Here is a 25,144-nt window from a genome sequence, read left to right as displayed (position 1 = left end):
CCTGTACGGCCCGACGGAATTCACCGTGCACGCCACCCACGCCCCCGTCGACGTGCGGGCCACCGGCCCGGTGCCGATCGGTCGGCCCGTCGCCGAGAGCCGAGTCATGGTGCTGGACGCGCGGATGCGCCCGGTGCCCGATTCGGTGGTGGGCGAGCTGTATCTGTCCGGCGTGCAGGTGGCGCGCGGCTACCACGGCCGGTCCGGTCAGACCGCGCACCGTTTCGTCGCCGACCCGTACGGTCCGGCGGGCGCTCGGATGTACCGGACCGGTGATCTGGTGCGCCGCAACCGTCGCGGTGCGCTGGAGTATCTCGGACGCGGTGACTCCCAGGTGAAACTGCGCGGCCAGCGCATCGAACTCGGCGAGATCGAGGCCGCGCTGCTGGCCGACGCCGCCGTCACGGCCGCCGCGGTGCGGGTCCACACCGGCCCGGCGGGGGAACTGCTGGTCGCCTACGTGGTGACCGATGTCGATGACGTACGGGTCGGCGCGGTGCTGGGGGAGCGGCTGCGCGAGGTGCTGCCCTCGTACATGGTGCCCGGCGCGTTCGTCCCGCTCGCGGCGATGCCGTTGACGAGTTCGGGCAAACTCGATCGCGCGGCGCTGCCGGAACCGGTGCTGAACGCCGTGACCTACCGTGCGCCCGAGACCGAGTACGAACGCCTGGTCGCGTCCGAATTCGCCGGGGTGCTCGGCCTGGACCGGGTCGGGCTCGACGACGACTTCTTCGCCCTCGGCGGGAATTCGCTGGTGGCGACCCAGATCGCGGCCAGGCTGGCGGCGGCGATCGGCGCGGACGTCCCGGTCCGCATGCTGTTCGAACGTCCCACGGTCGGCGCGCTGGCCGGGCAGCTGCCCGAACCCGGTGACACGCCGGTCCGCCCCGCGCTGGTCGCCGGGACCAGACCGGAGATCGTGCCGCTGTCCTACGCCCAGCAGCGGATGTGGTTCTTGAACCAACTCGACGGTGATTCCGTCGCGAACAACCTCGTCGCCGCGATGCGGCTGCGCGGTGCGCTCGATCACCCGGCACTGACCGCGGCCGTCGCCGATCTGGTCGCCAGGCACGAGACCCTGCGCACGAGATACCCCGCCGTCGACGGGATCGCGCGCCAAGAGGTACTCGCCGCCGACGCGGTCACCTTCGACCTCGGCCCCGAACCCGTCGCGGCGGCGCGACTGAGCGAACGCGTCGCGGCGACGGCCTCCGTGCCGTTCGCGGTGGACAGCGAGCCACCGATCCGGTTGGCGCTGCTGCGGATCGATCCCGCCGAACACGTGCTCGTCGTCTCCATGCATCACATCGCCGCCGACGGATGGTCCATCGCGCCGCTGACCAGGGACCTGATGCGCGCCTACGCCGCTCGGCACGCGGGGGCCGCGCCCGACTGGTCGCCGCTGCCCGCGCAGTACGCGGATTTCACCCTGTGGCAGCGGGATACGCTCGGCTCCGAGGTCGATCCCGACTCACCGATCGCCTCCCAGCTCCGTTTCTGGTCGGCCGAACTCGCCGAACTGCCCGAGGTGCTCACGCTGCCGACCGATCGACCGCGCCCACCCGTGGCCTCCGGTCGGGGCGCGCGGCACGGTTTCGCCGTCGACGCGCGGACCCATCGTCGGCTGGAAGCCATCGCGGCCGAGGCCAACGCGTCGCTGTTCATGGTGTGCCACACCGCTTTCGCGGTGCTGCTGGCGACGCTGTCCGGACAGCGTGACATCCCGATCGGGACACCGGTGGCCGGTCGCGGTGACCGGGCCATCGACGAGCTGGTCGGCATGTTCGTCAACACCCTGGTCCTGCGCACCGGGGTGCGGCCCGACAGCGCCTTCGCCGACCTGCTCGCGGCGGTGCGCGACGCCGACCTGCGCGCCTTCGAACACGCCGATGTCCCGTTCGAGCGCCTGGTCGAGGCACTCGATCCGCGGCGGTCCACGGCGCGTCACCCGCTGTTCCAGGTGATGCTCGATTTCCAGAACACCGCGCGTACCAGCCTGGACCTGGCCGGACTCGCCGTCTCGGAACTGGAGATCGATAGCGGGACAGCCAAATTCGATCTGCAACTGACACTGCGAGAAGACCTCGACGCCGGCGGCATCGACGCCGTCTTCGAGTATTCGACCGACCTGTTCGACCCGGAGACCATCGCCTCCTTCGCCACCCGGCTGCTGCGGGTGTTCGACGCGGTCGCCGCCGACCCGGGAACGCCGATCGAACGGATCGACACCCTCTCCGACACCGAGCGCACCCGACTGCTCGACACCTGGAACGCCACCTCAGGTCCGATCGACCCCACCGCCACCCTGGTCTCGCTGTTCGAGGCGCAACGCCTGCGTACCCCGGACGCGGTCGCGCTCGCCTGCGACGAGATATCGCTGACCTACGCCGAATTCGCGAGCCGGGTCAATCGCCTGGCCCGGCTGCTCGTCTCGATCGGCGCGGGCCCCGATCGCACCGTGGCCGTGGCCATGCACCGCTCGGCCGATCTCGTGGTCGCCCTCTACGCCGTGCTGGCGGCGGGCGCGGCCTACGTCCCGCTCGACCCCGAATATCCGGCCGAGCGCATCGAGGACGTGCTGTCGGGCGCGCGGCCGGTCTGCGTGCTGAGCCGCGCCGAGGACGACGTGGACTGGCCGGTCGGCGGCGGGCACTGGGCCGTACTGGACGTGAACGGGTTCGACACCGCCGACTACCCGGACACCCCGCTGTCCGACAGCGACCTGGCGTGCCCGATTCGCCCCGATCACGCCGCCTACGTGCTGTTCACCTCCGGATCGACCGGCCGCCCCAAGGGCGTCGTCGTCTCACACGCGGCGATCGTCAACCGGCTGGTGTGGATGCAGGACGCCTACCCGATCACCCCGGACGACGCCGTACTCCAGAAGACCCCCGCCACTTTCGACGTGTCGGTCTGGGAGTTCTTCTGGCCGCTGCAACGCGGCGCGCGCCTGGTGGTGGCCGCGCCCGACGGCCACCGCGATCCCGGCTACCTGGCCGAGGTCATCCGGCGCGAACGGGTCACCGTGGCGCATTTCGTGCCGTCCATGCTGTCGGTGTTCGTCGCCGAACCCGCCGTCGCGGACTGCGCCGACCTGCGCCTGGTGTTCTCCTCGGGGGAGGCGCTCGCGCCCGAACCCGCCCAGCGCTTGCGGCGCGCGACCGGCGCTCGGGTCCTGAATCTCTACGGGCCGACCGAAGCGGCGGTCGACGTCACCCACCACGAGGTGACCGAAGCCGATATCGACACCGTGCCGATCGGTGTTCCGGTCGCCAATACGCGGGTGTATGTCCTCGATGACCGGTTGCGTCCGGTCCCGGCCGGTGTCGCGGGCGAGCTCTATCTCGCGGGCGCCCAGCTGGCGCGCGGATACGTCGGACGGGCGGATCTGACGGCCGACCGTTTCGTGGCGAACCCTTTCGGCGCACCGGGTGCGCGCATGTACCGGACCGGCGATCTGGCCGCGTGGCGGCGCGACGGGGAACTGGAATATCTCGGCCGCACCGATTTCCAGGTGAAATTGCGCGGTCTGCGGATCGAACTCGGCGAGATCGAGGCGGCGCTCACCGCGGTCGACGGCGTCGCGCAGGCCGCGGTCGTCGTGCACGAGGGCACCCGGCTCGTCGGCTATCTCGTGCACGACGACCACGGCCTGCGCGAGCCCGGCCTGGATCCGGTCGCGGTGCGCGCCGCGCTGGCGCGTCGACTACCGGACTACATGATCCCCGCCGCCCTGCTGGTGCTGGCGGAATTCCCGGTCAACACCTCCGGCAAGCTGGACCGCAGGGCCCTGCCCGCACCGGATCTCGAACCGGTGGTCTTCCGCGCCCCGGTGACCGCGACACAGCGCACCGTCGCGCGGGTCTTCGCCGAAATACTCGATTCGGAATCGGACGCGGGCCGGATCGGCCTCGACGACGATTTCTTCGCGCTCGGCGGTAATTCGCTGTCCGCGGCCAGGGTCGCCGCGCGGCTCGGCGCGGCCGTGGACGCGCGGGTGCCGGTGCGCGCGCTGTTCGACGCGTCGACGGTGGCGGCGCTGGCCGACTACGCCGACCGGCTGCGCGGTGACGGCGCGCGGGTCGCCCTGACCGCGCGCCCGCGTCCCGAACGGATTCCGCTCGCGCCCGCGCAGCAGCGCCTCTGGTTCCTCAACCGTTTCCTCGCGGACGCGGCCGACGGCCCCGGCGACGCGGTCGACAACATTCCCGTCGCCTTGCGGCTGATCGGGCAACTCCGCACCGAGGCGCTCGGCGCGGCGCTGGCCGATGTGATCGGCCGTCACGAATCGCTGCGCACCCGCTATCCGGCGGGCCCGGACGGGGCGGAGCAGGTGATCGTTCCCGCCGCGCAGGCACATGTGCCGCTGTGCCGCGAGGCGATCGCCGAAGCCGAACTGACCGGACGGCTCGACGCCTGCGCCGCGCGGACTTTCGACCTCACCGCCGAACTTCCGTTGCGCGCGAACCTGTTCGAGCTGTCCCCGGCCGACCATGTGCTCGTGCTGGTGTTGCACCACATCAGCGCGGACGGCTTCTCGCTGGCGTCGCTGGCGACGGATCTGCTGTCGGCCTACGCGGCCAGGAGCGCGGGCGTCGCGCCCGAATGGGCCCCGCTGCCGGTGCAATACGCCGACTACACGCTGTGGCAGCTCGACATGCTCGGCGACGCCGACGATCCGGGCTCCACCGCGCACCGCCAGCGGGAGTTCTGGCGGCGCGCGCTCGACGGCATCCCCGAACAGCTCGACCTGCCCACCGATCGCCCGCGTCCGATCGCCGCCAGTTTCCGCGGCGCCGCCCACCGGTTCCGCATCGATTCCGACCTGCACAGCGAATTGCGCGAACTGGCGCGCAAACGCGAGACCACCCTGTTCAGCACGGTGCACGCCGCGCTCGCGGTACTGCTCGCCAGGCTGTCGGGCGGGAACGATATCGCCATCGGAACCCCGGTCGCCGGTCGCGGCGAGGCCGAACTCGACCGGTTGGTCGGCATGTTCGTCAACACCCTGGTGCTGCGCACCGAGATCGATCCGAGGGCCCGCTTCGAAACCATTCTCGACACGGTGCGCGGCGCGGATCTCGACGCGCTCTCGCACGCGGATCTGCCGTTCGAGCAGGTCGTCGAGCTGATCGCGCCCGCGCGGGCGCAGAACCGGCACCCGCTGTTCCAGGTGGCGCTGAGCTGGCAGAATTTCGCGCCGCCCACCCTGGAGACGGCCGGACTCGCCGTCGCCCCGGTCGAATTCGACACCGTCGCCGCGAAATTCGACCTCCAACTCACCGTGGTCGAATCCGACGACGCGGGCAGCCGCGCCGACGGCATGGATATCGAGATCGTCTACGCGACCGATCTGTTCGACGCGGGCACCGTCGCGGTACTCGCGCGCCGCTTCACCCAGGTGCTCGCCGCCATCGCCGCCGACGCCACGGTCGTCGTCGGCGATATCCAATTGCTCAGCGCCGAGGAGCAGCAGCGCGCCCTCTACGACTGGTCGCGCGCCGGTGTGGCGGCGCTGGCTCCGGCCGGAACCGTCGCCGATCGTTTCGCCTCGGCCGCCGCCGTCGATCCGTCGGCGCTCGCGGTGCGCTCCGGCTCGGACACGCTGACCTACGCCGAACTCGACGCCTGGTCCAACCGCCTCGCCCGCCGACTGGTCGCGGCCGGGGTGGGCCCGGAAACGCTGGTCGCGGTGGCGCTCCCGCGGACGAACGAATTGATCGTCGCCCTGCTCGCGGTGCTCAAGGCGGGCGGTGGGTACCTGCCCGTCGACCCGAATTATCCGGCGGACCGGATCGAGTACATGCTCGACGACGCGCTGCCGATCTGCGCCATCGGCAGCGCCGCGACCGGCCTGCCGCGTGACTGGTTCGGCGGCCCGATACTCGATGTCGCCGCGCCGAACCTCGCCGACATCGACGCGTCCCCGCTGACCGACGCCGATCGGCGCGCGCCGCTGCTGCCCGCGCACACCGCCTACGTCATCTACACCTCCGGTTCCACCGGCAAACCCAAGGGCGTGGTCGTCCCGCACCGCAATCTGCTTCGCCTGCTCGACAACACGGCCGACCGGTTCGACTTCGGACCCTCCGACGTGTGGACGATGTTCCACTCCTACGCCTTCGACTTCTCGGTCTGGGAGGTGTGGGGCGCGCTGCTCAACGGCGGCCTGCTCGTCGTCGTCGACTACTTCACCTCGCGCTCACCGGAGCAGTTCCGCGAACTGCTGATCCGCGAGCGGGTAACGGTACTGAACCAGACGCCCTCGGCGTTCTACCAGCTGATCGCCGCCGACGCCGCGCGCGAAGCCGCCGACTTCGCCCTGCGCTCGGTCATTTTCGGCGGCGAGGCACTGGAACCGGCGCGCCTGGACGGCTGGTTCGCCCGGTACCCGGACGCGCCGCGCCTGGTGAACATGTACGGCATCACCGAGACCACGGTGCACGTCTCCTACCGGCCGATCGAACCCGGTCACGGCGCGGCCAGCGTCATCGGCGGTCCGATTCCGGGACTGGTCGTGCGGGTACTCGACGCCAGGCTGCGCCCGTCGCCGGTCGGCGTGCCCGGTGAGATCTACGTCTCGGGCGGCCAACTCGCGCGCGGCTACCTGGGACGTCCGGGCCTGACCGCGGGCCGGTTCGTCGCCGACCCCTACGCGAGCGACGGCTCACCGGCCTACCGTTCGGGCGATCTCGCCCGCTGGACCGCCGACGGCGAACTGGAATACCTCGGTCGCGCCGACCAGCAGGTCAACCTGCGCGGCTTCCGTATCGAACCCGGTGAGATCGAGGCCGCGCTGCTCGACGCGGGCGCACCCGATATCGGCGAGGCCGTCGTGGTGGTGCGCACCGACCTCGCCGACGAACCCCGGCTGATCGGTTACGTGGTGCGGACACCGTCGCGTCCGGTGGATGTCGCGGCCCTGCGTCAGCGGGTCGCCGGGCGACTGCCCGAACACATGGTGCCCGCGGCGATCGTGGTCGTCGACCGGATTCCGTTGACCGTCAACGGGAAACTCGATCGCGCCGCCCTGCCCGCGCCGCTGTTCGACAGCACCGTCTACCGTGCGCCGTCGACCCTCGCCGAGGAGATCGTCGCCGGTGTCTTCGCCGAGGTACTCGGCATTCCGTTGGGGGACCGGCAGATCGGCGCCGACGACGACTTCTTCGAACTCGGCGGCAGCTCACTGCTCGCGGCCAAGGCCGTCGCCCGCGTCGGCGCGGCCCTCGATCGCTCGGTCGGGGTGCGGATGCTGTTCGAGACACCGCGGGTCGCGGATCTCGCGGCGGCGGTGAGCGCGGCCGATGCTTCCGGACGCACCAGGCCCGTGCCGTCGGCGGGCGCGCGCCCGAACCTCATCCCGCTCTCGCCCGCCCAGCAGCGCATGTGGTTCCTCAACCGGTTCGACGGCGCGTCGACCGCCTACAACATCCCGTTCGCACTGCGGCTGTCGGGCACGGTGCGGGTGGCCGCGTTGCAGGCCGCGCTCGGTGACGTGATCGCCAGGCACGAATCGCTGCGCACCAGGTACCCGGAGGTCGACGGGAGCGCGACACAGCTGATCGTGCCCGTCGGGCAGGCGGTTCCCGCGCTGTACCCGATCGAGGTGACCGAGGCGGAACTGCCGGGCCGGATCGCCGAACTCGCCGCCACCACCTTCGACGTCACGGCCGAAGTGCCGATCCGCCTGCGGCTGTGGCGGATCGGCGGTCAGGAGAGCACGGAATACGTCCTCGCGGCCGTCCTGCACCACATCGCCGCCGACGGCTCCTCGCTCACCCCCTTCGTCCGGGATCTCGTCACGGCCTACGGCGATCGGCTCGACGACCGCGCGCCGTCCTGGTCGCCGCAGCCGATGCAGTACGCGGATTACGCACTGTGGCAACGGGAACTGCTCGGCGCCGAGACCGATCCGGGGTCGTTGGCGGCCGAACAGATCCGGTACTGGGCCGAGACACTGGCCGGACTTCCCGATCAACTGACCCTGCCCACCGATCACCCGCGTCCGCCGCGCCAGAGTCTGCGCGGCGCGAAGGTCGACTGGACCGTCGACGCCGAGTTGCACGCCGGGCTGGTCTCGGTCGGACGAGCCCGGGGCGCGACCCTGTTCATGGTCGTCCAGGCGGCGTTCGCGACTCTGCTCGCGCGCCTGTCCGGTTCGGCCGATATCGCACTCGGCACCCCGATCGCGGGCCGTGGCGAGGCCGAATTCGACGACGTCATCGGCATGTTCGTCAATACCCTGGTCCTTCGCACCCGGGTCGACGGCGCCGAATCCTTCGATGATCTGCTCGGTCGGGTGCGCGCCGCCGACGTCGCGGCCTTCTCCCACGCCGACGTCCCGTTCGAGCGTCTGGTCGAAGTGCTGAATCCGGAGCGCTCGACCGCGCGGCATCCGCTGTTCCAGGTCGGCTACTCGTTCCAGAACCACGAGCGCCCGGTGCTGCGGCTACCGGGACTCGAGCTCACCCCGATCGAATTCGACAGCGGGATCGCCCAATTCGACCTGCACCTGTTCGCGGTCGATCACTACGACGCCGAAGGCGCGCCCGCCGGAATCGAACTCACCCTCGGTTACGCCACCGACCTGTTCGAACCCGCCACCGCGCACCGCATCGCCGATCAGCTGCGCCGGGTCCTCGTCACCGCGGCCGCGCGGCCGACCACGGCGGCGGGCGATATCGACCTGCTGGGGGAGACCGGCCGGGAACGACTGCTGCGCGGCTGGAACCGGACCGCGCATCCGGTGCGGACCACCACGCTCGCCGACCTGTCCGCCGACGGGGCGACCAGGGCTCAGGGGGCGGTCGCGCTGGTCGACGCGGCCACCGAACGGACGCTCGGCTATCCGGAATTCGACGCCGCGGTCAACCGGCTGGCCCGCAGGCTCATCGCCGATGGGGTCGGTCCCGAAGCCACGGTCGTGCTGGCCGTGCGCCGTTCGATCGAACTGGTCGTCGCCATGTACGCGGTGGTGCGCGCCGGTGGCGCCTACGTGCCCATCGATCCGGACCACCCCGCCGACCGCATCGCCCACATCGTCGAGACGGCCGCCCCGGTCTGCGTCCTCACCACGAGCGCGGACGCCGGCGCGGTGCGCACCGCCGCGCCGGTACTCGAGATCGACCGCCTCGATCTCGCGAATTACGCCGCCGACCCGATCGACGACGCGGACCGGATCCGCCCGTTGCGGCCCGAACATCCGGCCTATGTCATCTTCACCTCCGGTTCGACCGGCGTGCCCAAGGGCGTGACTGTCTCGCACGCGGCGATCGTCAACCAACTCGCGTGGTTGCGCGACACTTTCATCCTTGGGCCGCACGACTCCGTCCTGTTGAAAACCCCCGCGACCTTCGATCTGTCGGTGTGGGAGTTCTGGTCGCCGCTGACCACCGGCGGGCGGCTGATCGTGACCGAACCCGGCACCGAACGCGAGCCCGACCGGCTGCGCGCGCTCATGGACCGGTACGGGGTGAGCGTGCTGCACGCGGTGCCGTCGCTGATCGGTCTACTGCCCGCCGTCGATCCGACGCGACCGCTGCCCGCCACACTGCGGCACGTGCTCGCGATCGGCGAGGCGCTGCCACCGGCGACGGCGATCGAATTCCGGCGCGCGGCGAGCGAAAGCACCCGCTTGTGGAATCTCTACGGCCCCACCGAGGCCGCGGTCTCCATCACCGCGTTCGAGGTGGATCACGATCCCGGGTACTCGGTACCCATCGGCACACCCGCGTGGAACAGCCGGGTGTACGTCCTCGATGCCACGCTGCGGCCGGTCCCCGTCGGGGTCTCGGGCGAGCTGTACCTGGCGGGCAGCCAGCTGGCGCGCGGCTACCGGAACCGGCCCGCGCTGACCGCCGAGCGCTTCGTCGCGAATCCCTTCGTCGCGCATCCCTTCACCGCGAACTCCCACGATTCCCGCATGTACCGGACCGGGGATATCGTCCGGTGGCGTCAGGACGGCACGCTCGAATACCTCGAACGCGCCGATTTCCAGGTGCAGATCGGCGGGTTCCGCATCGAACTCGGCGAGGTCGAGACAGCCCTGCGGCGACAGCCGTCGGTGCGCGCCGCCGTCGCGGTGGCACACCGGGACGAGCGGGCCGGCACCCGTCTGGTCGCCTACGCGGCGGTCGGCGAACACGTCGTCGACGGTCCCGGCCTGCGCGCGGCCATCGCGGCCGAGCTGCCCGCCTATATGGTTCCCGCCACCGTCGTCACGCTGGCCGAACTCCCGCTCAACGCCAACGGCAAGGTCGACCGGACCCGGCTGCCGGAACCGGTTTTCGCCGAAGCGGCCTTCCGCGCCCCCGTCACGGCCTCCGAGCGCGCGGTCGCGGCCGTCTTCGCCGAGGTCATCGGTATCGACGCACTTCGACCAGATCGAAAGGACCGAGGCGCGGTCGGACTCGACGACGACTTCTTCGCACTCGGCGGCAATTCACTGCTCGCGACCACGGTGGTGGCCCGTCTCGGCGCGGCGCTCGGCGTGCGGGTGCCGGTGGCCGCGGTCTTCGACGCGCCGACGGTGGGTGCGCTGGCCGAGGTGGTCGCGCACCTGGACCCGGACGAGGCCGGACCCCCGCTGGTCCGGCGCGCGAGCACCGACCCGGTACCGCCCGCGCCCGCCCAGCAGCGGATGTGGGTACTCAACCGGCTCGCACCGGATTCGGCCGCCTACAACATTCCGGTGGCCATCCGCCTCACCGGTGAACTGGACACGGCCGTGCTCACCGCAGCGATCACCGACGTGGTCGACCGGCACGAGATCCTGCGCACCCGGTACCCGGACACCGACAACGGCCCGGTGCAGGAAGTGCTGCCCGCCTCCGCGGTGCGGGTCGACCTGACCCCGGTGCCCGTGCCGCCCGGGGACCTCACCGCGCGCATCCGGGAATTCGTCGCCATCGGATTCGATGTCACGGCCGCGCCGCCGGTGCGGGCGATCCTGTTCGAGACCGCCGCCGACGAGTTCGTTCTCGTGGTCGTGCTGCACCACATCGCCGCCGACGGCTACTCCGTCGCCCCGATGACGCGCGATCTCGTGCGCGCCTATCTCGACCGCGGCCGGGGTGAATCCCCCGCATTCGCCCCACTCGATGTGCAGTACTCCGATTACAGTGAGTGGCAACGCAGGCTGCTGGGCGGACCGTCCGATCCCCGCAGTCTGTTGGTGCGTCAACTGGGCTATTGGACAAAAGAATTGGCGAGTCTGCCAGAAGTACTGCCGCTGCCGACCGATCGGTCGCGGCGCGCGCGGCGTGCCGCGCGCGGCGGATTCGTCGATTTCCGGGCGGACGCCGACCTGACGGCGCGCTTGGCGGCCGTCGCCGCGGAATACGGCACCACGCTGTTCACCGTCATACACGGCGCGCTCGCGGTGCTGCTTGCCAAACTCTGCGGCACCACCGATATCGCGATCGGCGCTCCCGTCGCCGGACGCGGTGCCCGTGAACTCGACGATCTGATCGGCATGTTCGTCAATACCGTCGTACTGCGCACCGAGGTCGATCCGAAGGCGAGTTTCGCGGATCTGCTCCGGCAGGCCAGGGACCGGGATCTGGCCGCGCTCTCGCACGCGGATGTGCCGTTCGACCAGGTCGTCGAGGCCATGGGGCGGACCAGGTCCAGTTCCTACACGCCGCTGTTCCAGGTGATGTTCACCTTCCAGAACATGCGCACCGGACCCGTCGCGCTGCCGGGACTCGAGGTCGAGGTGCTCGATCCCGACCTGGGCGAATCGAAATTCGACCTCCAGCTCACCGGAATCGAACGGTTCGCCCCGGACGGCTCGCGCACCGATATCGACCTCAGGTTCGGCTACGCCACCGACCTGTTCGACGCCGCGACCGTGCGGCGCTACGCCGAGCGCCTGCTCACGATCCTCGCCGCGGTCGCCGACCAGCCGACGATCACCGTGCGCGCCATCGATATACGCACCGAATCCGAACAGACCCGCCCCGGACGTGCCCCCGATCTCCCCGCGGGCGGAACCGACGACCTGCCCGAACTCATCGCCGCCGCGGCCCGCGTCGCCCCGGAAGCCATCGCGTTCACCCACGGCGCGAAGGCCGTCTCCTATCGGGAACTGGCGGGCAAAGTGACGGCGGTGGCCAAGGCCATGGGCGCGGCGGCCAAGCCGGAAGCCCTGATCAACGTCTCCCTGGCCGGGCTGGTGCCCGGTGTTCTCGCCGCACTCGGCGGTGGTGGTCTCGCCGAGGCGTTGCGCACTCTGCTCGATGACGCGCGGTCGGTCGCCGCGCTCGGCCACCCGGAAATCGACTCGGAAGGAATTTGCTGATGTCCCCAGCGGAATCGGTCACATCCAGCGGGCTCGGCAATCGCACCACGCCGTACAACCATCCGGCGCTGCGACGCGCGTACGGCATCGACGACCTGCCCGGTCTGATCGGCACCGTCGCCGAACTCGCGCCGGACCGGGTCGCGCTGCGCCACGACGGCATCGGCGTCAGCTACGGCGCGCTCGCCTCGGAGATCACCCTGCTGTCCGAGGCCATGGGCGGCGGACTCGGACCCGACGCGCTGGTTCCGGTCGTCATCTCCGGGCAGCTGCCTTCGCTGCTCGACGCCGGGGACGGCGCGCTCGGCGCGGTGCTGGAGCAATTGCTCGACGACGCGCTCGGCGTCGCGGCCCCGGTGCTCCGCACCGAATTCGCGCCGGTGGAGACACTCGTCACCGAATTCGAGGCGCAGGTGCGCCGGACCCCGGACGCGGTGGCGCTCGAATTCGACGGTGAGACCCTCAGCTACGCCGAATTCCACGCGCGGGTCACCACGCTGGCCCGGCACCTGTCCTCTCGCGGTGTCGGTCCCGACGACCTCGTCGCCCTGTCGATGCGCCGTTCGTTCGAACTGCTCGTCGGCATGTACGCCATCCTGCACGCGGGCGCCGGGTACGTGCCGATCGACCCCGACCATCCGGCCGAACGCATCGCCTATGTGCTCGACACCGCGTCGCCCGCGCTGGTGCTGACCACGACCGGCGACGAACCCGATCTCGGCGGCGCACGGGTTCCGGTGCTGCGCGTGGACGAATTCGAGGCGAACCCGACCGATACCGGCGCTGCGGTGCGCGCCGCGTCGGCCGACAACGCCGCCTACGTGATCTTCACCTCCGGGTCGACGGGCAGGCCGAAGGGCGTCGCGGTCTCCCATCGCGCGATCATGGCCAATCTGCGCTGGCGTCAGCGCCTCTACCGGTTGCGCGACGACGACGTGGTGCTCCAGAAGACGCCGTTCACCTTCGACGTGTCGGTGTGGGAGTTCTTCTGGCCCTTGCAGGTCGGCGCGCGCCTGGTGATCGCCGCACCGGAAGGCCATCGCGATCCGGCCTACCTGGCGCGCACGATCCGACGCGAGAACATCACGGTCGCCCATTTCGTGCCGTCCATGCTGTCGGTGTTCGTCGGCCAGGACGAGATCGAGGACGCGGTGCCGTCGCTGCGGCTGGTCTTCGCCTCGGGCGAGGCGCTGCCCGCCGCGACCGCCGCGGCGTTCCGCGACGTCAGCGGGGCCACCCTGCACAATCTGTACGGCCCCACCGAGGCGGCCGTCGACGTCACCGCGCACGAGGTGACCGGCGCCGACGTGGTCACCGTGCCGATCGGCACCGCGGCCGACGACACCGATCTGCTGGTTCTCGACGACAATCTGCGTCCCGTGCCGGACGGTGTGGTCGGTGAGCTCTATCTCGCCGGTGTGCAGCTGGCTCGCGGCTACGTCGCGCGGTCCGGGCTCACCGCCGACCGGTTCGTGGCCAATCCCGAAGGCGCGCCGGGTGACCGGATGTACCGCACCGGCGACCTGGTCCGCTGGGTGTCGGAGGGTGACGGCGGTCCGGCCGAACTGGAATATCTCGGCCGCATCGATTTCCAGGTCAAACTGCGCGGGCTGCGGGTGGAACTCGGCGAGGTCGAGTCCGCGTTGCTGCGCGACGAGCAGGTGCTGCGCGCGGCGGTGGTGCTGCACCGGCACGCGGGCGCCGACCACCTGGTCGGCTATGTCGTCGGAGCGCCGGGACGGGCGATCGATACCGCCCGCGTGCTGGAACGGGCACGCGGGCTGCTGCCCGAGTACATGGTGCCGACCATGCTGTGCGTCCTCGACGAGATGCCGTTGAACGCCAACGGCAAACTCGACCGCCGGGCCCTGCCCGAGCCGGAATTCGGTTCCGGCACCGTCGAATTCCGCGCCCCGGCGAACGAGGCCGAGCGGCGGGTCGCCGAGATCTTCGGTGAGTTGCTCGGCCTGGACCGGGTCGGAGCCGACGACGGTTTCTTCGAACTCGGCGGCAATTCACTCATCGCGACCAGAGCGATCGCCAGGATCGGCGAAGCGCTCGGCATCGCGGTGGACGTGCGCGACTTCTTCGACGGTCCGACGGTCGCCGCCGTGGCGGCCCTCGCCCGGTCGGCGACACCGCGACCGCCGCTGCGCGCCCGCGAACGGCCCGACACCATCCCGCTCTCCCCGGCGCAGCGCCGCATGTGGTTCCTCAACCGCTTCGGCTCCGCGAGCGGCGCGGGCGGTATCGACACCACGGCGGTGGACAACATCCCGGTGGCGCTGCGGCTGCGCGGCCCGCTCGACCTGGCCGCGCTCTCGGCCGCCGTCACCGATCTCGTCGCCCGGCACGAGATCCTGCGCACGGTCTATCCGCAGACCCCGACCGGCCCGGTGCAGGTCATCCGCTCCGTGCACGCGGCCTTCGACCTCTCGCCGACCCAGGTCGCGCCGGATCGGCTCGCCGACGCGGTGATCGCCGCCGCGGCCAGGGGTTTCGACGTCTCCGAGGAAATCCCGGTGCGGGTGCTGCTGCTGCGCTGCGGCGCGCAGGACCACACCCTGGTGCTGGTGGTGCACCACATCGCCGCCGACGGCGTCTCGCTCGCGCCACTGCTGCGCGATCTGGTCACCGCCTACGACGCGCGCCGCGACGGACGTGCGCCCGACTGGTCGCCGCTCGCGGTGCAGTACGCCGATTACGCGCTGTGGCAGCGGGAACTGCTCGGGGAGGCCGATGATCCCGAGTCGGCCTCGGCCCGTCAGCTCACCTTCTGGACATCCGAATTGGCGGAGCTGCCAGCGCAATTGGAGCTGCCCGCGGACCGGCCGCGTCCGGCCGCGTCGACCTACCGGGGCGCGACGCACGCGTTCGCCATCGACGCCGGATTGCGCGACGCCGTCGAGGTGATCGCCGTGGAAACCGGCGCGACACCCTTCATGGTGCTGCACGCCGCGCTCGCCGCGCTGCTCGCGCGGCTCTCGGGTACCGCCGATATCGCGATCGGCACCCCCGTCGCCGGACGCGGGGACCGGGCGCTGGACGACCTGGTCGGCATGTTCGTCAACACCCTGGTGCTGCGTACCGAGGTGCGGGCAGCGGATTCCTTCGCCGAACTGATCGCCGAGGCCACACGGCGTGATCTGCGCGCCTTCGCCCACGCGGACGTCCCGTTCGAGCAGTTGGTCGAGGTCATCGATCCGGCGCGTTCCCAGGCGCGGCATCCGCTGTTCCAGGTCGCGCTGTTCATGCAGAACATGGCGAGCCCCGCCTTGGCGCTGCCGGACCTGGAGGTGGAACTCGTCGACTTCGATCCGGGCTTCGCGAAATTCGATCTCCAGCTCACCCTGTCCGAACCCGGCATCCCCGACACCGGTTATCTCGCCGAACTCACCTACGCGACCGACCTTTTCGATGCCGCGACGGTGACCGAATTCGCGGCCAAATTCCTCCGGCTGCTGGAGACTGCCGTCGCCGACCCGCACCGGCCCGTCGGCGATATCGCCCTGCTCGACGCGGGGGAACTGGACTACGTCACCGAGAGCTGGAACGCCAGCGGCGCCCGGGTCGCCGATCGCTTCCTGCACGAGGGTTTCGACAACCAGGTCCGCCGCACGCCCAACGCCATCGCGCTCATCGCCGACGGCCCGGCCGAGACGGTCCTGACCTACACCGAACTCTCGGACCGGGCCAACAGCCTCGCCCGCCTGCTCATCCGCTCCGGCGTCGGGCCGGAATCACTGGTGGTGCTCGCGATTCCGCGTTCGGTCGAACTCGTCATCGCCATGTACGCGGTGCTGCGCGCCGGTGGCGCCTACGTCCCGATCGACCCCTCGCATCCGAAGGGGCGCATCGACCACATCCTCGACACCGCCCGTCCGCATTCCATCCTCACCACCCGCGCGACCGGATTCGACACGGTGTATCCGGCCCCGGTGCGCTACCTCGACGAAGTCGACCTGTCGCGGTTCTCCTCGGCCCAGATCACCGACCGCGAACGGCACGGCGCACTCCTGCCCGATCATCCCGCCTACGTCATCTTCACCTCGGGGTCGACCGGAAAACCCAAGGGCGTCACGGTCGCCCACCGCGCGATCGCCAACCAGATGGCGTGGATGCACGAGGAATACCGGCCGCGCACCGGCGATGTGTACCTCCAGAAGACCGCGACCACGTTCGACGTGTCGCTGTGGGGCTATTTCCTGCCGTTGCGCGCGGGCGCGACCCTGGTCCTCGCCACCCCCGACGGACACCGCGACCCCCGCTACATCGCGGAGACGATCGCGAACCGGGGCGTCACGATGACCGATTTCGTGCCGTCGATGCTGTCGGTGTTCGCCGCCAACGCCGAGGCGGGCGAACTCGATTCGCTGCGCGACATCTTCGTGATCGGCGAGGCGCTGCCACCGGAGACCGTCGCGGCGGTACAGGCCGTCTGCGCCGCCGGTGCGCACAACCTGTACGGCCCCACCGAGGCCGCCGTCTCGATCACCTACCGCGAGGTCACCGCCGAGGACACCCCCGCGGTGCCGATCGGTGAGCCGCAGTGGAATTCCCGTGTCTACGTGCTGGATTCGCGGCTGCATCCGGTACCCATCGGTGTGCCCGGCGAGTTGTACCTGGCGGGCGACCAGCTCGCGCGCGGCTATCACGGCCGCGTCGACCTGACCGCCGACCGCTTCGTCGCCAACCCCTTCGATCTCACCGGCGAACGCATGTACCGCACCGGCGACCTGGTGCGCTGGAGCCGCGACGGCGAACTCGTCTATCTCGGCCGGACCGACTTCCAGGTGAAGTTCCGCGGGCAGCGCATCGAACTCGCCGAGATCGAGGCCGCGCTGCTCGCCGTGCCCGAGGTGAGCCAGGCGGCGGTCCGCCTGGTCAACGGCGCCGCGGGTGACTATCTCGCTGGCTACGTGGTCCGCGCGGGCGGTGACACGAGCGACGAGGAATGGAACCCTGACACACTGCGCCGGGAACTCACGCGGCGGCTGCCCGCGTACATGGTGCCGACCGCGCTGGTCGACCTGGCCGAATTCCCGCTCAACACCAGCGGCAAATTGGACCGCAACGCCCTACCGGTCCCCGCGCCGCGATCCAGCGAATACCGCGCACCGGTCGAAGCCACCGAGCGCACCGTTGCGACGGTTTTCGCGGAGGTGCTCGGCGTGCCGAGGGTCGGTCTCGACGACGATTTCTTCGCACTCGGCGGCAGTTCGCTCGACGCCACCAGGGTGACCGCGCGGACCGGTGAACAGGTCGGCGCGCGCATTCCGGTGCGGGTGCTGTTCGAATCCACCACGGTGGAATCGTTCGCCGCGGCCGTCGACGCGCTCGGCGCGACGGCGACGCCGCGACTGCTACCGGTGCGGGAGCGGCCTTCGCGGGTGCCGCTGTCCCCGGCGCAGCAGCGCCTGTGGTTCCTCAACCGTGTCGAGGCTCAATCCGTAGACACTTCAGCCGCCGCCGAGAGCGTCTACAACCTGCCCGTCGTGCTGCGGCTGCGCGGCAGGCTGGACGTGGCCGCGCTCAAACGCGCCGTCATGGACGTGCTGGCCCGCCACGAATCGCTGCGCACCCTGTATCCCCAGGACGAGACCGGCCCCTACCAGGAGATTCTCGGCACCGACGATATCGGCCTCAACCTCGCGCCGATCCCCGTCGCGCCCACGCAGCTGATCGACACCGTGACCGCCATCGCGCGCGCGGGTTTCGACGTCACCTCCGAGATCCCCGCGCGGATGGCACTGCTGAAAGTCGAGCAGGTCGGCCCGGGACGCGGGCTGCCCGTCGACGAACACGTGCTGGTGATCGTCGTGCACCACATCGCGGGTGACGCCATGTCCATGGCCCCGCTTGTCGGCGATCTGGTCCGGGCCTATCGCGCGCGCCTGATCAGCAGGCGACCGGACTGGACCGAACTGCCGGTGCAGTACGCCGACTACAGCCTGTGGCAGCACCGCCTGCTCGGTTCCGAGGACAATCCAGGCGACCTCGCCGCCGAGCAATCGCGCTACTGGCGCGAGACCCTGGACGGACTGCCGGGCGATCTCGTCGTCCGCACCGACCGCCCGCGCCCGGCTCAGCCGACCCACCGCGGGTCCGCCGTCGATTTCTCCGTCGACGCCACCGTGGCCGCGCGCCTGCGCGCCCTGGCCGAACGTCACGGCGCGACCCTGTTCATGGTGTTGCACGCGGCCTTCGCCGCGACCCTGGCCCGCATCGGCGGCACCGGCGATATCGTCATCGGTTCCCCCGTCGGCGGCCGCGGTGAACGCGAACTCGACGCGCTGGTCGGCATGTTCGTCAACACGCTCGTGCTGCGTACCCCGGTACCGGCCGACGCGCCGTTCACCGAATTCCTCGCCCGGGTCAAACAGACCGATATCGAAGCCTTCGCGCACGCCGAACTGCCCTTCGAACGACTCGTCGACGTGCTCGCGGTCGATCGCGGCACCGGCGCGCACCCGCTGTTCCAGGTGATGCTGAGCTACGGCGAGGCGCGGCCCGACGTCATGCCGGAAGTGCCGTGGCTGACCCTGGAACCGATCGAGGTACCCGACACCGGAGCGAAATTCGATCTGCACCTGGTGCTGAACGGCGTCGACGGGTCGGACGCGCTGACCGGCAGTCTGCGCTACGCCACCGATCTGTTCGACGCCGCGACGATCACCTCGTTCGTCGCCAGGCTGCGCAGGGTGCTCGCCACTGTCTCCGCCGACCCCCGTGTCCGCGTCGGCGATATCGATGTGCTCGACGCACCCGAACGCACCCGGTTGCTGCGTGAATGGAACAGCACCGACCACCGTATCGACCGCATCACCCTGCCTTCGCTGTTCGCGGCGCAGGTGCGGCGCACCCCGGACAGTCCCGCCGTGAGCTACGAGGGGACGACTCTGTCCTATGCCCAGCTGGCGAGCCGGGTGAACCGGTTGGCGCGCTGGCTGATCGCCCGCGGCGTCGGACCGGATGCGCTGGTGGCGCTGGATATGCGGCGTTCGATCGATCTGGTCGTCGGCATGTACGCGGTCGGCGTGGCGGGTGGCGGTTATGTGCCGCTCGACCCCGATCATCCGGCCGAGCGCACCGCGCACATCCTCGACACCGCCACCCCGATCACGGTGCTGACCTCGGGTTCGGACCCCGATCTGCCGGTCGAGCAGACGCGTATCGACCGCCTCGATCTGAGCGGATTCTCCGACGCGCCGGTGACCGACACCGAACGGCGCACACCGCTGCGCATGTCGAACACCGCCTACGTGATCTTCACCTCCGGGTCCACCGGAAGGCCCAAGGGCGTCGCGGTGAGCCACGGCGCGATCGTGAACCGGCTGCGGTGGTTGCAGGCGACCCACATCACCCTCGACGAATCCGACGCGGTCCTCCAGAAGACGCCGGTGACCTTCGACGTCTCCGTCCCCGAGTTCTTCTGGCCGCTCCAGGTCGGCGCGCGACTGGTGCTCGCCAGGCCCGGCGGTCACCGCGATCCCGACTATCTGGCGAAACTCGTTCGGCGCGAACGAATCACGGTCATCCATTTCGTGCCGTCGATGCTGCCGGTCTTCGCCGCCGACGATCTCGACGTGCCCTCGCTGCGCCACATCCTGTGTTCGGGTGAGGAATTGCCCGCCGCGTCCGCGCGCCGGGTGCGCGAACTCACCGGCGCGACGGTGCACAACCTCTACGGGCCGACCGAGACGGCGGTCGAAGTCACCCACCACGAGGTCACCGACGCCGATATCGACGACGTGCCGATGGGCGCGCCGGTCTGGAACACCCAGGTCTACGTGCTCGACGCGCGGTTGCACCCGGTGCCCGCCGGGGTGGCGGGCGAACTGTATCTCGCGGGCGCGCAACTGGCCAGGGGCTACCTCGGACGGGCCGACCTGAGCGCGGACCGATTCGTGGCCAACCCCTTCGGCGCGCGCGGCGCGCGGATGTACCGCACCGGCGACCTGGTCGCCTGGCGCACCGACGGCTCGGGCGAACTGGAATTCCTCGGCCGCACCGATTTCCAGGTCAAGGTGCGCGGGCTGCGGATCGAACTCGGTGAGATCGAGGCGGCACTGCTCGCCGCGCCCTCGGTGGCCCAGGCCGTGGTGCTGGTACGCGATGATCACGGCACCGGCGATCAGCTCGTCGCCTACCTCGTCGCCGACGTCGATCTCGAGATCGCCACCCTGCGCGGTGATCTCGCACGCCGACTACCTGCCTACATGGTGCCGACCGCGTTCGTGGTGCTGCGCGAATTCCCGATCAACGCCTCCGGCAAACTCGACCGCGGCGCGCTGCCCGCTCCCGCCGTCGCGACGGGTGTGTTCCGCAGACCCGAGGGCACGGCCGAAACCCTTGTCGCCGAGACCTTCCTGGCGCTGCTCGGCGCGGAGCGGGTCGGCGCCGATGACGATTTCTTCGCCCTCGGCGGCAATTCGCTCATCGCCACCCAGCTCGCGGCCAGGCTCGGCCGGGCGACCGGCGCCGAGGTGCCGGTCCGCACGATCTTCGACGCCCCGACGGTGCGCGAACTGGCCCGGCGCCTCGCCGTCGGCCCGACCGGATCCGATATCGAGCCGGTCGCCCTGCCTCCGCTGACCGCGCACGAGCGCGATTCGCCCATTCCGCTGTCCATCGCCCAGCAGCGCATGTGGTTCCTGAACCGTTTCGACAGCGCGAGCGGCGGTTACAACATCCCGTTCGCGCTGCGCCTGACCGGAACGCTGAACGTGAGCGCGCTGGAATCGGCGATCGCCGACGTGATCGCCAGGCACGAGACCCTGCGGACCATCTACCCCGAACGTGACGGCGACGCCACCCAGGTGGTGCTGCCCGCGGGCACCAAACTGGTCGAACTGGTGGCGCGAACCGTCCGCGAGGACGAGGTTCCCGAACTGCTCGCCGCCGCCGCGCGCACCGGTTTCGACGTCACGAGCGAGGTGCCGCTGCGCGTGCGCCTGCTGCGCGTCGACGACGCCGAACCCGTGAAACAGCAGACCCACATCCTGCTGTTCGTCGTCCACCACATCGCCGCCGACGGCTGGTCCTTCGCCCCGCTGACCCGCGACCTCGCCGCCGCCTATGTCGCGCGGTGTGCGAATCTCGCGCCGAACTGGGGCGAACTGCCGGTGCAGTACGCCGATTTCGCACTGTGGCAGCGCGACGCGCTCGGCCGGGCCGAGGACGAGAATTCGGTCCTGGCAAGGCAATTGGGCTATTGGACGGCACGCCTGGACGGCCTGCCCGAGCTGACGACCCTGCCCGCGGACCGCCCGCGACCCGCTGTCGCGAGTAATCGGGGCGGGGCGCGCACCGGCCATCTGGACGCCGCGCTGCATCGCGATATCCACCAGCTGGCGGCGGCGCATCGCGCCACCCCGTTCATGGTGCTGCACACCGCCCTCGCGGTACTGCTGAGCCGCCTCGGCGCGACCGCCGACGTCGTGCTGGGCACCCCGGTGGCCGGACGCGGTGACGAGGCGCTCGACGACCTGGTCGGCATGTTCGTCAACACCCTGGTGCTGCGCACCGAGGTGGGTCCCGGCGCGACGCTGGCCGATCTGCTCGGTGCGGTCCGCGCCACCGACCTGGCGGCCTTCGACCACGCCGTCGTGCCGTTCGAGCAGCTGGTCGAGGTTGTCAATCCGGTACGCTCGCAAGCACATTCGCCGCTGTACCAGGTGGCGCTGACCTTGCAGAACCAGACCAAACCGGATTTCCGGCTGCAACGGCTGTCCTTCTCCGCGCTCGACGTCGGCCCCGCGCCGATCCAGCTCGACCTGGACTGGACGCTGACCGATCGCTACGACGCCGAGGGCGAACCCGACGGCATCGACCTGCATCTGCACTACGCCCTCGACCTGTTCGACGCGCAGACGGTGGACGGATTCCTCGCGGGTTTCGAGCGGGTGCTGCGAGCCATGGTCCGCGATCTCGGCACCGAGGTGGGCGCGGTCCAGCTGATGTCGGTCGCCGAACGCGGCATGCTGCTGTCGGACCGCAATGCCACCGCCCATCCGCTGCCGGCCGAAACCCTGGACGACCTGCTCACCGCGCGCGCGGCCGCCGACCCCGACGGTATCGCCGCCCGTTTCGAAGGCGAGGAACTCACCTACGCGGCGTTCGCCGCACGGGTGAACCGGCTCGCCCGCTGGCTCGTCACGCGCGGCGTCGGACCGGAGACCATCGTCGGTCTCGGGGCCCTGCGCAGTCTGGACATGCTGGTGGCGATGTACGCGATCGTGCGTGCGGGCGGCGCGTACCTGCCGATCGATCCGGCCCATCCCGCCGATCGCGTCGAGCGGCTGATCGAGTCGGCCGCGCCCGCCCTGGTGCTGACGGTCGGCGGCGCGGAACTGCCGGTGCCGATCGCGGTACCCGTGGTCGACCTCGCGTCGCTCGATACGACCGGATTCGACGACGCGCCATTGACCGACGCGGACCGCGACGGCGTGCTGCGTCCGGCGAATACGGCCTACGTGCTGTTCACCTCCGGCTCGACCGGCCGTCCCAAGGGCGTCGCGGTCAGCCATCGCGCCATCATGAACCAGCTGCGCTGGCTCGAATTCCGCTACGGCGTGACCGGCGACGACCGGATCCTGCAACGCGCGCCGCTGACCTTCGACGTCTCGGTCTGGGAGTGCTTCCTGCCCGTCGCGGTCGGCGCGCCCTTGGTGATCGCGCGACCCGGCGGTCACCTCGATCTCGCCTATTTCGCCGATCTGCTGCGCGAGCACCGCATCACCATCGCCGAATACGTGCCGTCGGTCCTCGCGGCGCTCATCGGCGAAGGCATGGGTGACGCCCTCGCCTCCCTGCGCCACCTGCACTGCGGTGGCGAGGCGCTGACCCCGGATCTGCTCGCCGCCCTGCGCGGCAGTTTCGACGGGATCGTGCACAACGCCTACGGCCCCACCGAAGCCGCGATCTCGGCGGTCTACCACGAATTCACCGACGCCGACATCGCCGACGCCGGTCAGGATGTCGCGATCGGCAGGCCCTGCTGGAACACCCGCGCCTACGTGCTCGACGCGCGGTTGCGGCCGGTGCCCATCGGGGTGACGGGTGAGCTCTATCTCGCGGGCGATCAGCTGGCGCGCGGCTATCACGGGCGCGGCGGCCTGACCGCCGAACGTTTCGTCGCCGACCCCTTCGGCGTGCCGGGCCGGGTCATGTACCGGACCGGAGACCTGGCCAAGTGGAACCGGGCCGGTGACCTGGTCTATCTGGGCCGCAACGATTTCCAGGTGAAACTGCGCGGGCAGCGGATCGAACTCGGCGAAATCGAATCCGCGCTCGCCTCGGTCGCGGGCGTGAGCAACGCCGCCGTGGTCGTCGCCGAGGACATCGCGGGTCACGAATGCCTGGTCGGCTATGTCAGCGGCGCGGCCCTGAGCGCGGACGCCGTGTTGGCCGACCTGCGCGACCGGCTGCCCGTCTACATGGTCCCCGCGCACCTGGTCGTGCTGGACGACATGCCGCTCACCACGGTCGGCAAACTGGACAGGTCAGCCCTGCCCTCGGTCGAGTTCGCCGGAACGGCAGTGGAATTCCGCGCGCCGCGCGAAGGTATCGAATCCGTGCTCGCGACCCTGATCACCGATCTCGTCGGCGCGAAGACGCCGTTCGGGGCCGACGACGATTTCTTCGCGCGCGGCGGTAACTCGCTGCTGGCCATGCGCCTGGTGGCACGCGTCAACACCACGTTCGGTTCGGCACTGACCGTGCGCGAGATCTTCGAAGCGCCGACCGTCGCCGAACTGGCGGGCCGGATCAAACAGTCGGCCCGGTCCGGCGTGGGAAGCGAAACCCTTCCGCTGGTGGCGCGTGCGCGTCCGGAGCGCATACCGCTGTCGATGGCGCAGACCAGGATGTGGCTGCTCAACCGGCTCGAACCGGAGTCGGTGGTGTACAACATCCCGATCACGCTCCGATTGACCGGCGCGCTGGACGAACAGGCGTTGCGCGCCGCGCTCGACGACGTGATCGCCAGGCACGAATCCCTGCGCACCGTCTTCCCGTCCGACGACACGGGTCCGTACCAGGTCGTGCTTCCTGTCGCCCAGGTGCCCGCGCTCGCGTCGGAGCCGGTCGAGATCGCCGAGCGCGCGCTGCGGGACGCCGTTCTCGATTTCGTGGCGATCGGCTTCGACCTGCGCGCCGGTATTCCCGTGCGCGCCCGACTGTTCCGGGTGGGCGCCACCGATCACGTCCTGGTCGTCGTGGTACACCACATCGCCGCCGACGGCGTCTCCACCGCGCCGCTGGCTCGTGACCTGATGCTCGCCTACCGGGCGCGCAGCACCGGCGCGCTGCCACGGTTCACTCCGCTGCCGGTCCAGTACCCCGATTTCGCACTGTGGCAGCACGAGCGACTCGGCACCGCCGAGGACCCGGAATCGGTGCTTTCGCGCCAGATCACGCACTGGCGCGACGAACTCGCGGGCCTGGCCCCGGTCCTCGAATTGCCCACCGACCGCCCGCGTCCCGCCGTCGCCTCCGGTCGTGGCGCGGCCTACGAGTTCACCGTATCGGCCGAACTCACCGCCGCGGCGGCGAATGTGGCACGGGTGCACGGTGTCTCGCTGTTCATGGTGGTGCACGCGGTCTACGCGACCCTGCTCGCGCGGCTGGCGCGCACCGAGGACGTCGCGATCGGCACCCCCGTCGCGGGCCGTTCGGACGCCGCGCTGGACGATCTGGTCGGCATGTTCGTCAACACCCTGGTGCTGCGCACCGGCGTCCCCGCGAACGCGTCGTTCGCCGCGCTGCTGGCCTCGGTGCGCAAAACCGATGTCAGGGCCTTCGCCAGCGCCGATCTGCCGTTCGAGCGCCTGGTCGAAGAGC

Annotated in this window: 2 protein-coding genes (both running past the window's edge); both read left to right on the top strand. The window is 70.5% G+C overall.

What is annotated here, in order from left to right:
• Positions 1 to 12,301, top strand: the 3' portion of a protein-coding gene (locus DAT37_RS32855) for a non-ribosomal peptide synthase/polyketide synthase (protein ID WP_109528786.1). It extends 5,780 nt beyond the left edge of the window; only the last 12,301 of its 18,081 coding nucleotides appear in the window; its start codon lies beyond the left edge, outside the window; it ends in the stop codon at positions 12,299 to 12,301.
• Positions 12,301 to 25,144, top strand: the 5' portion of a protein-coding gene (locus tag DAT37_RS32850) for a non-ribosomal peptide synthetase (protein ID WP_109528785.1). Its footprint extends 12,485 nt past the window's final position; 12,844 of the gene's 25,329 nt are visible here — the first part of the coding sequence; its start codon is at positions 12,301 to 12,303; the stop codon falls past the right edge of the window. The genes DAT37_RS32855 and DAT37_RS32850 overlap by 1 nt, the downstream gene beginning before the upstream one ends.

The sequence above is a fragment of the Nocardia aurea genome, from assembly GCF_003123685.1.
Classification (GTDB): Bacteria; Actinomycetota; Actinomycetes; order Mycobacteriales; family Mycobacteriaceae; genus Nocardia; species Nocardia aurea.
The sequence above is the reverse complement of the archived record's forward strand: the minus strand, read 5'-3'. Positions and strand labels throughout refer to the sequence as shown.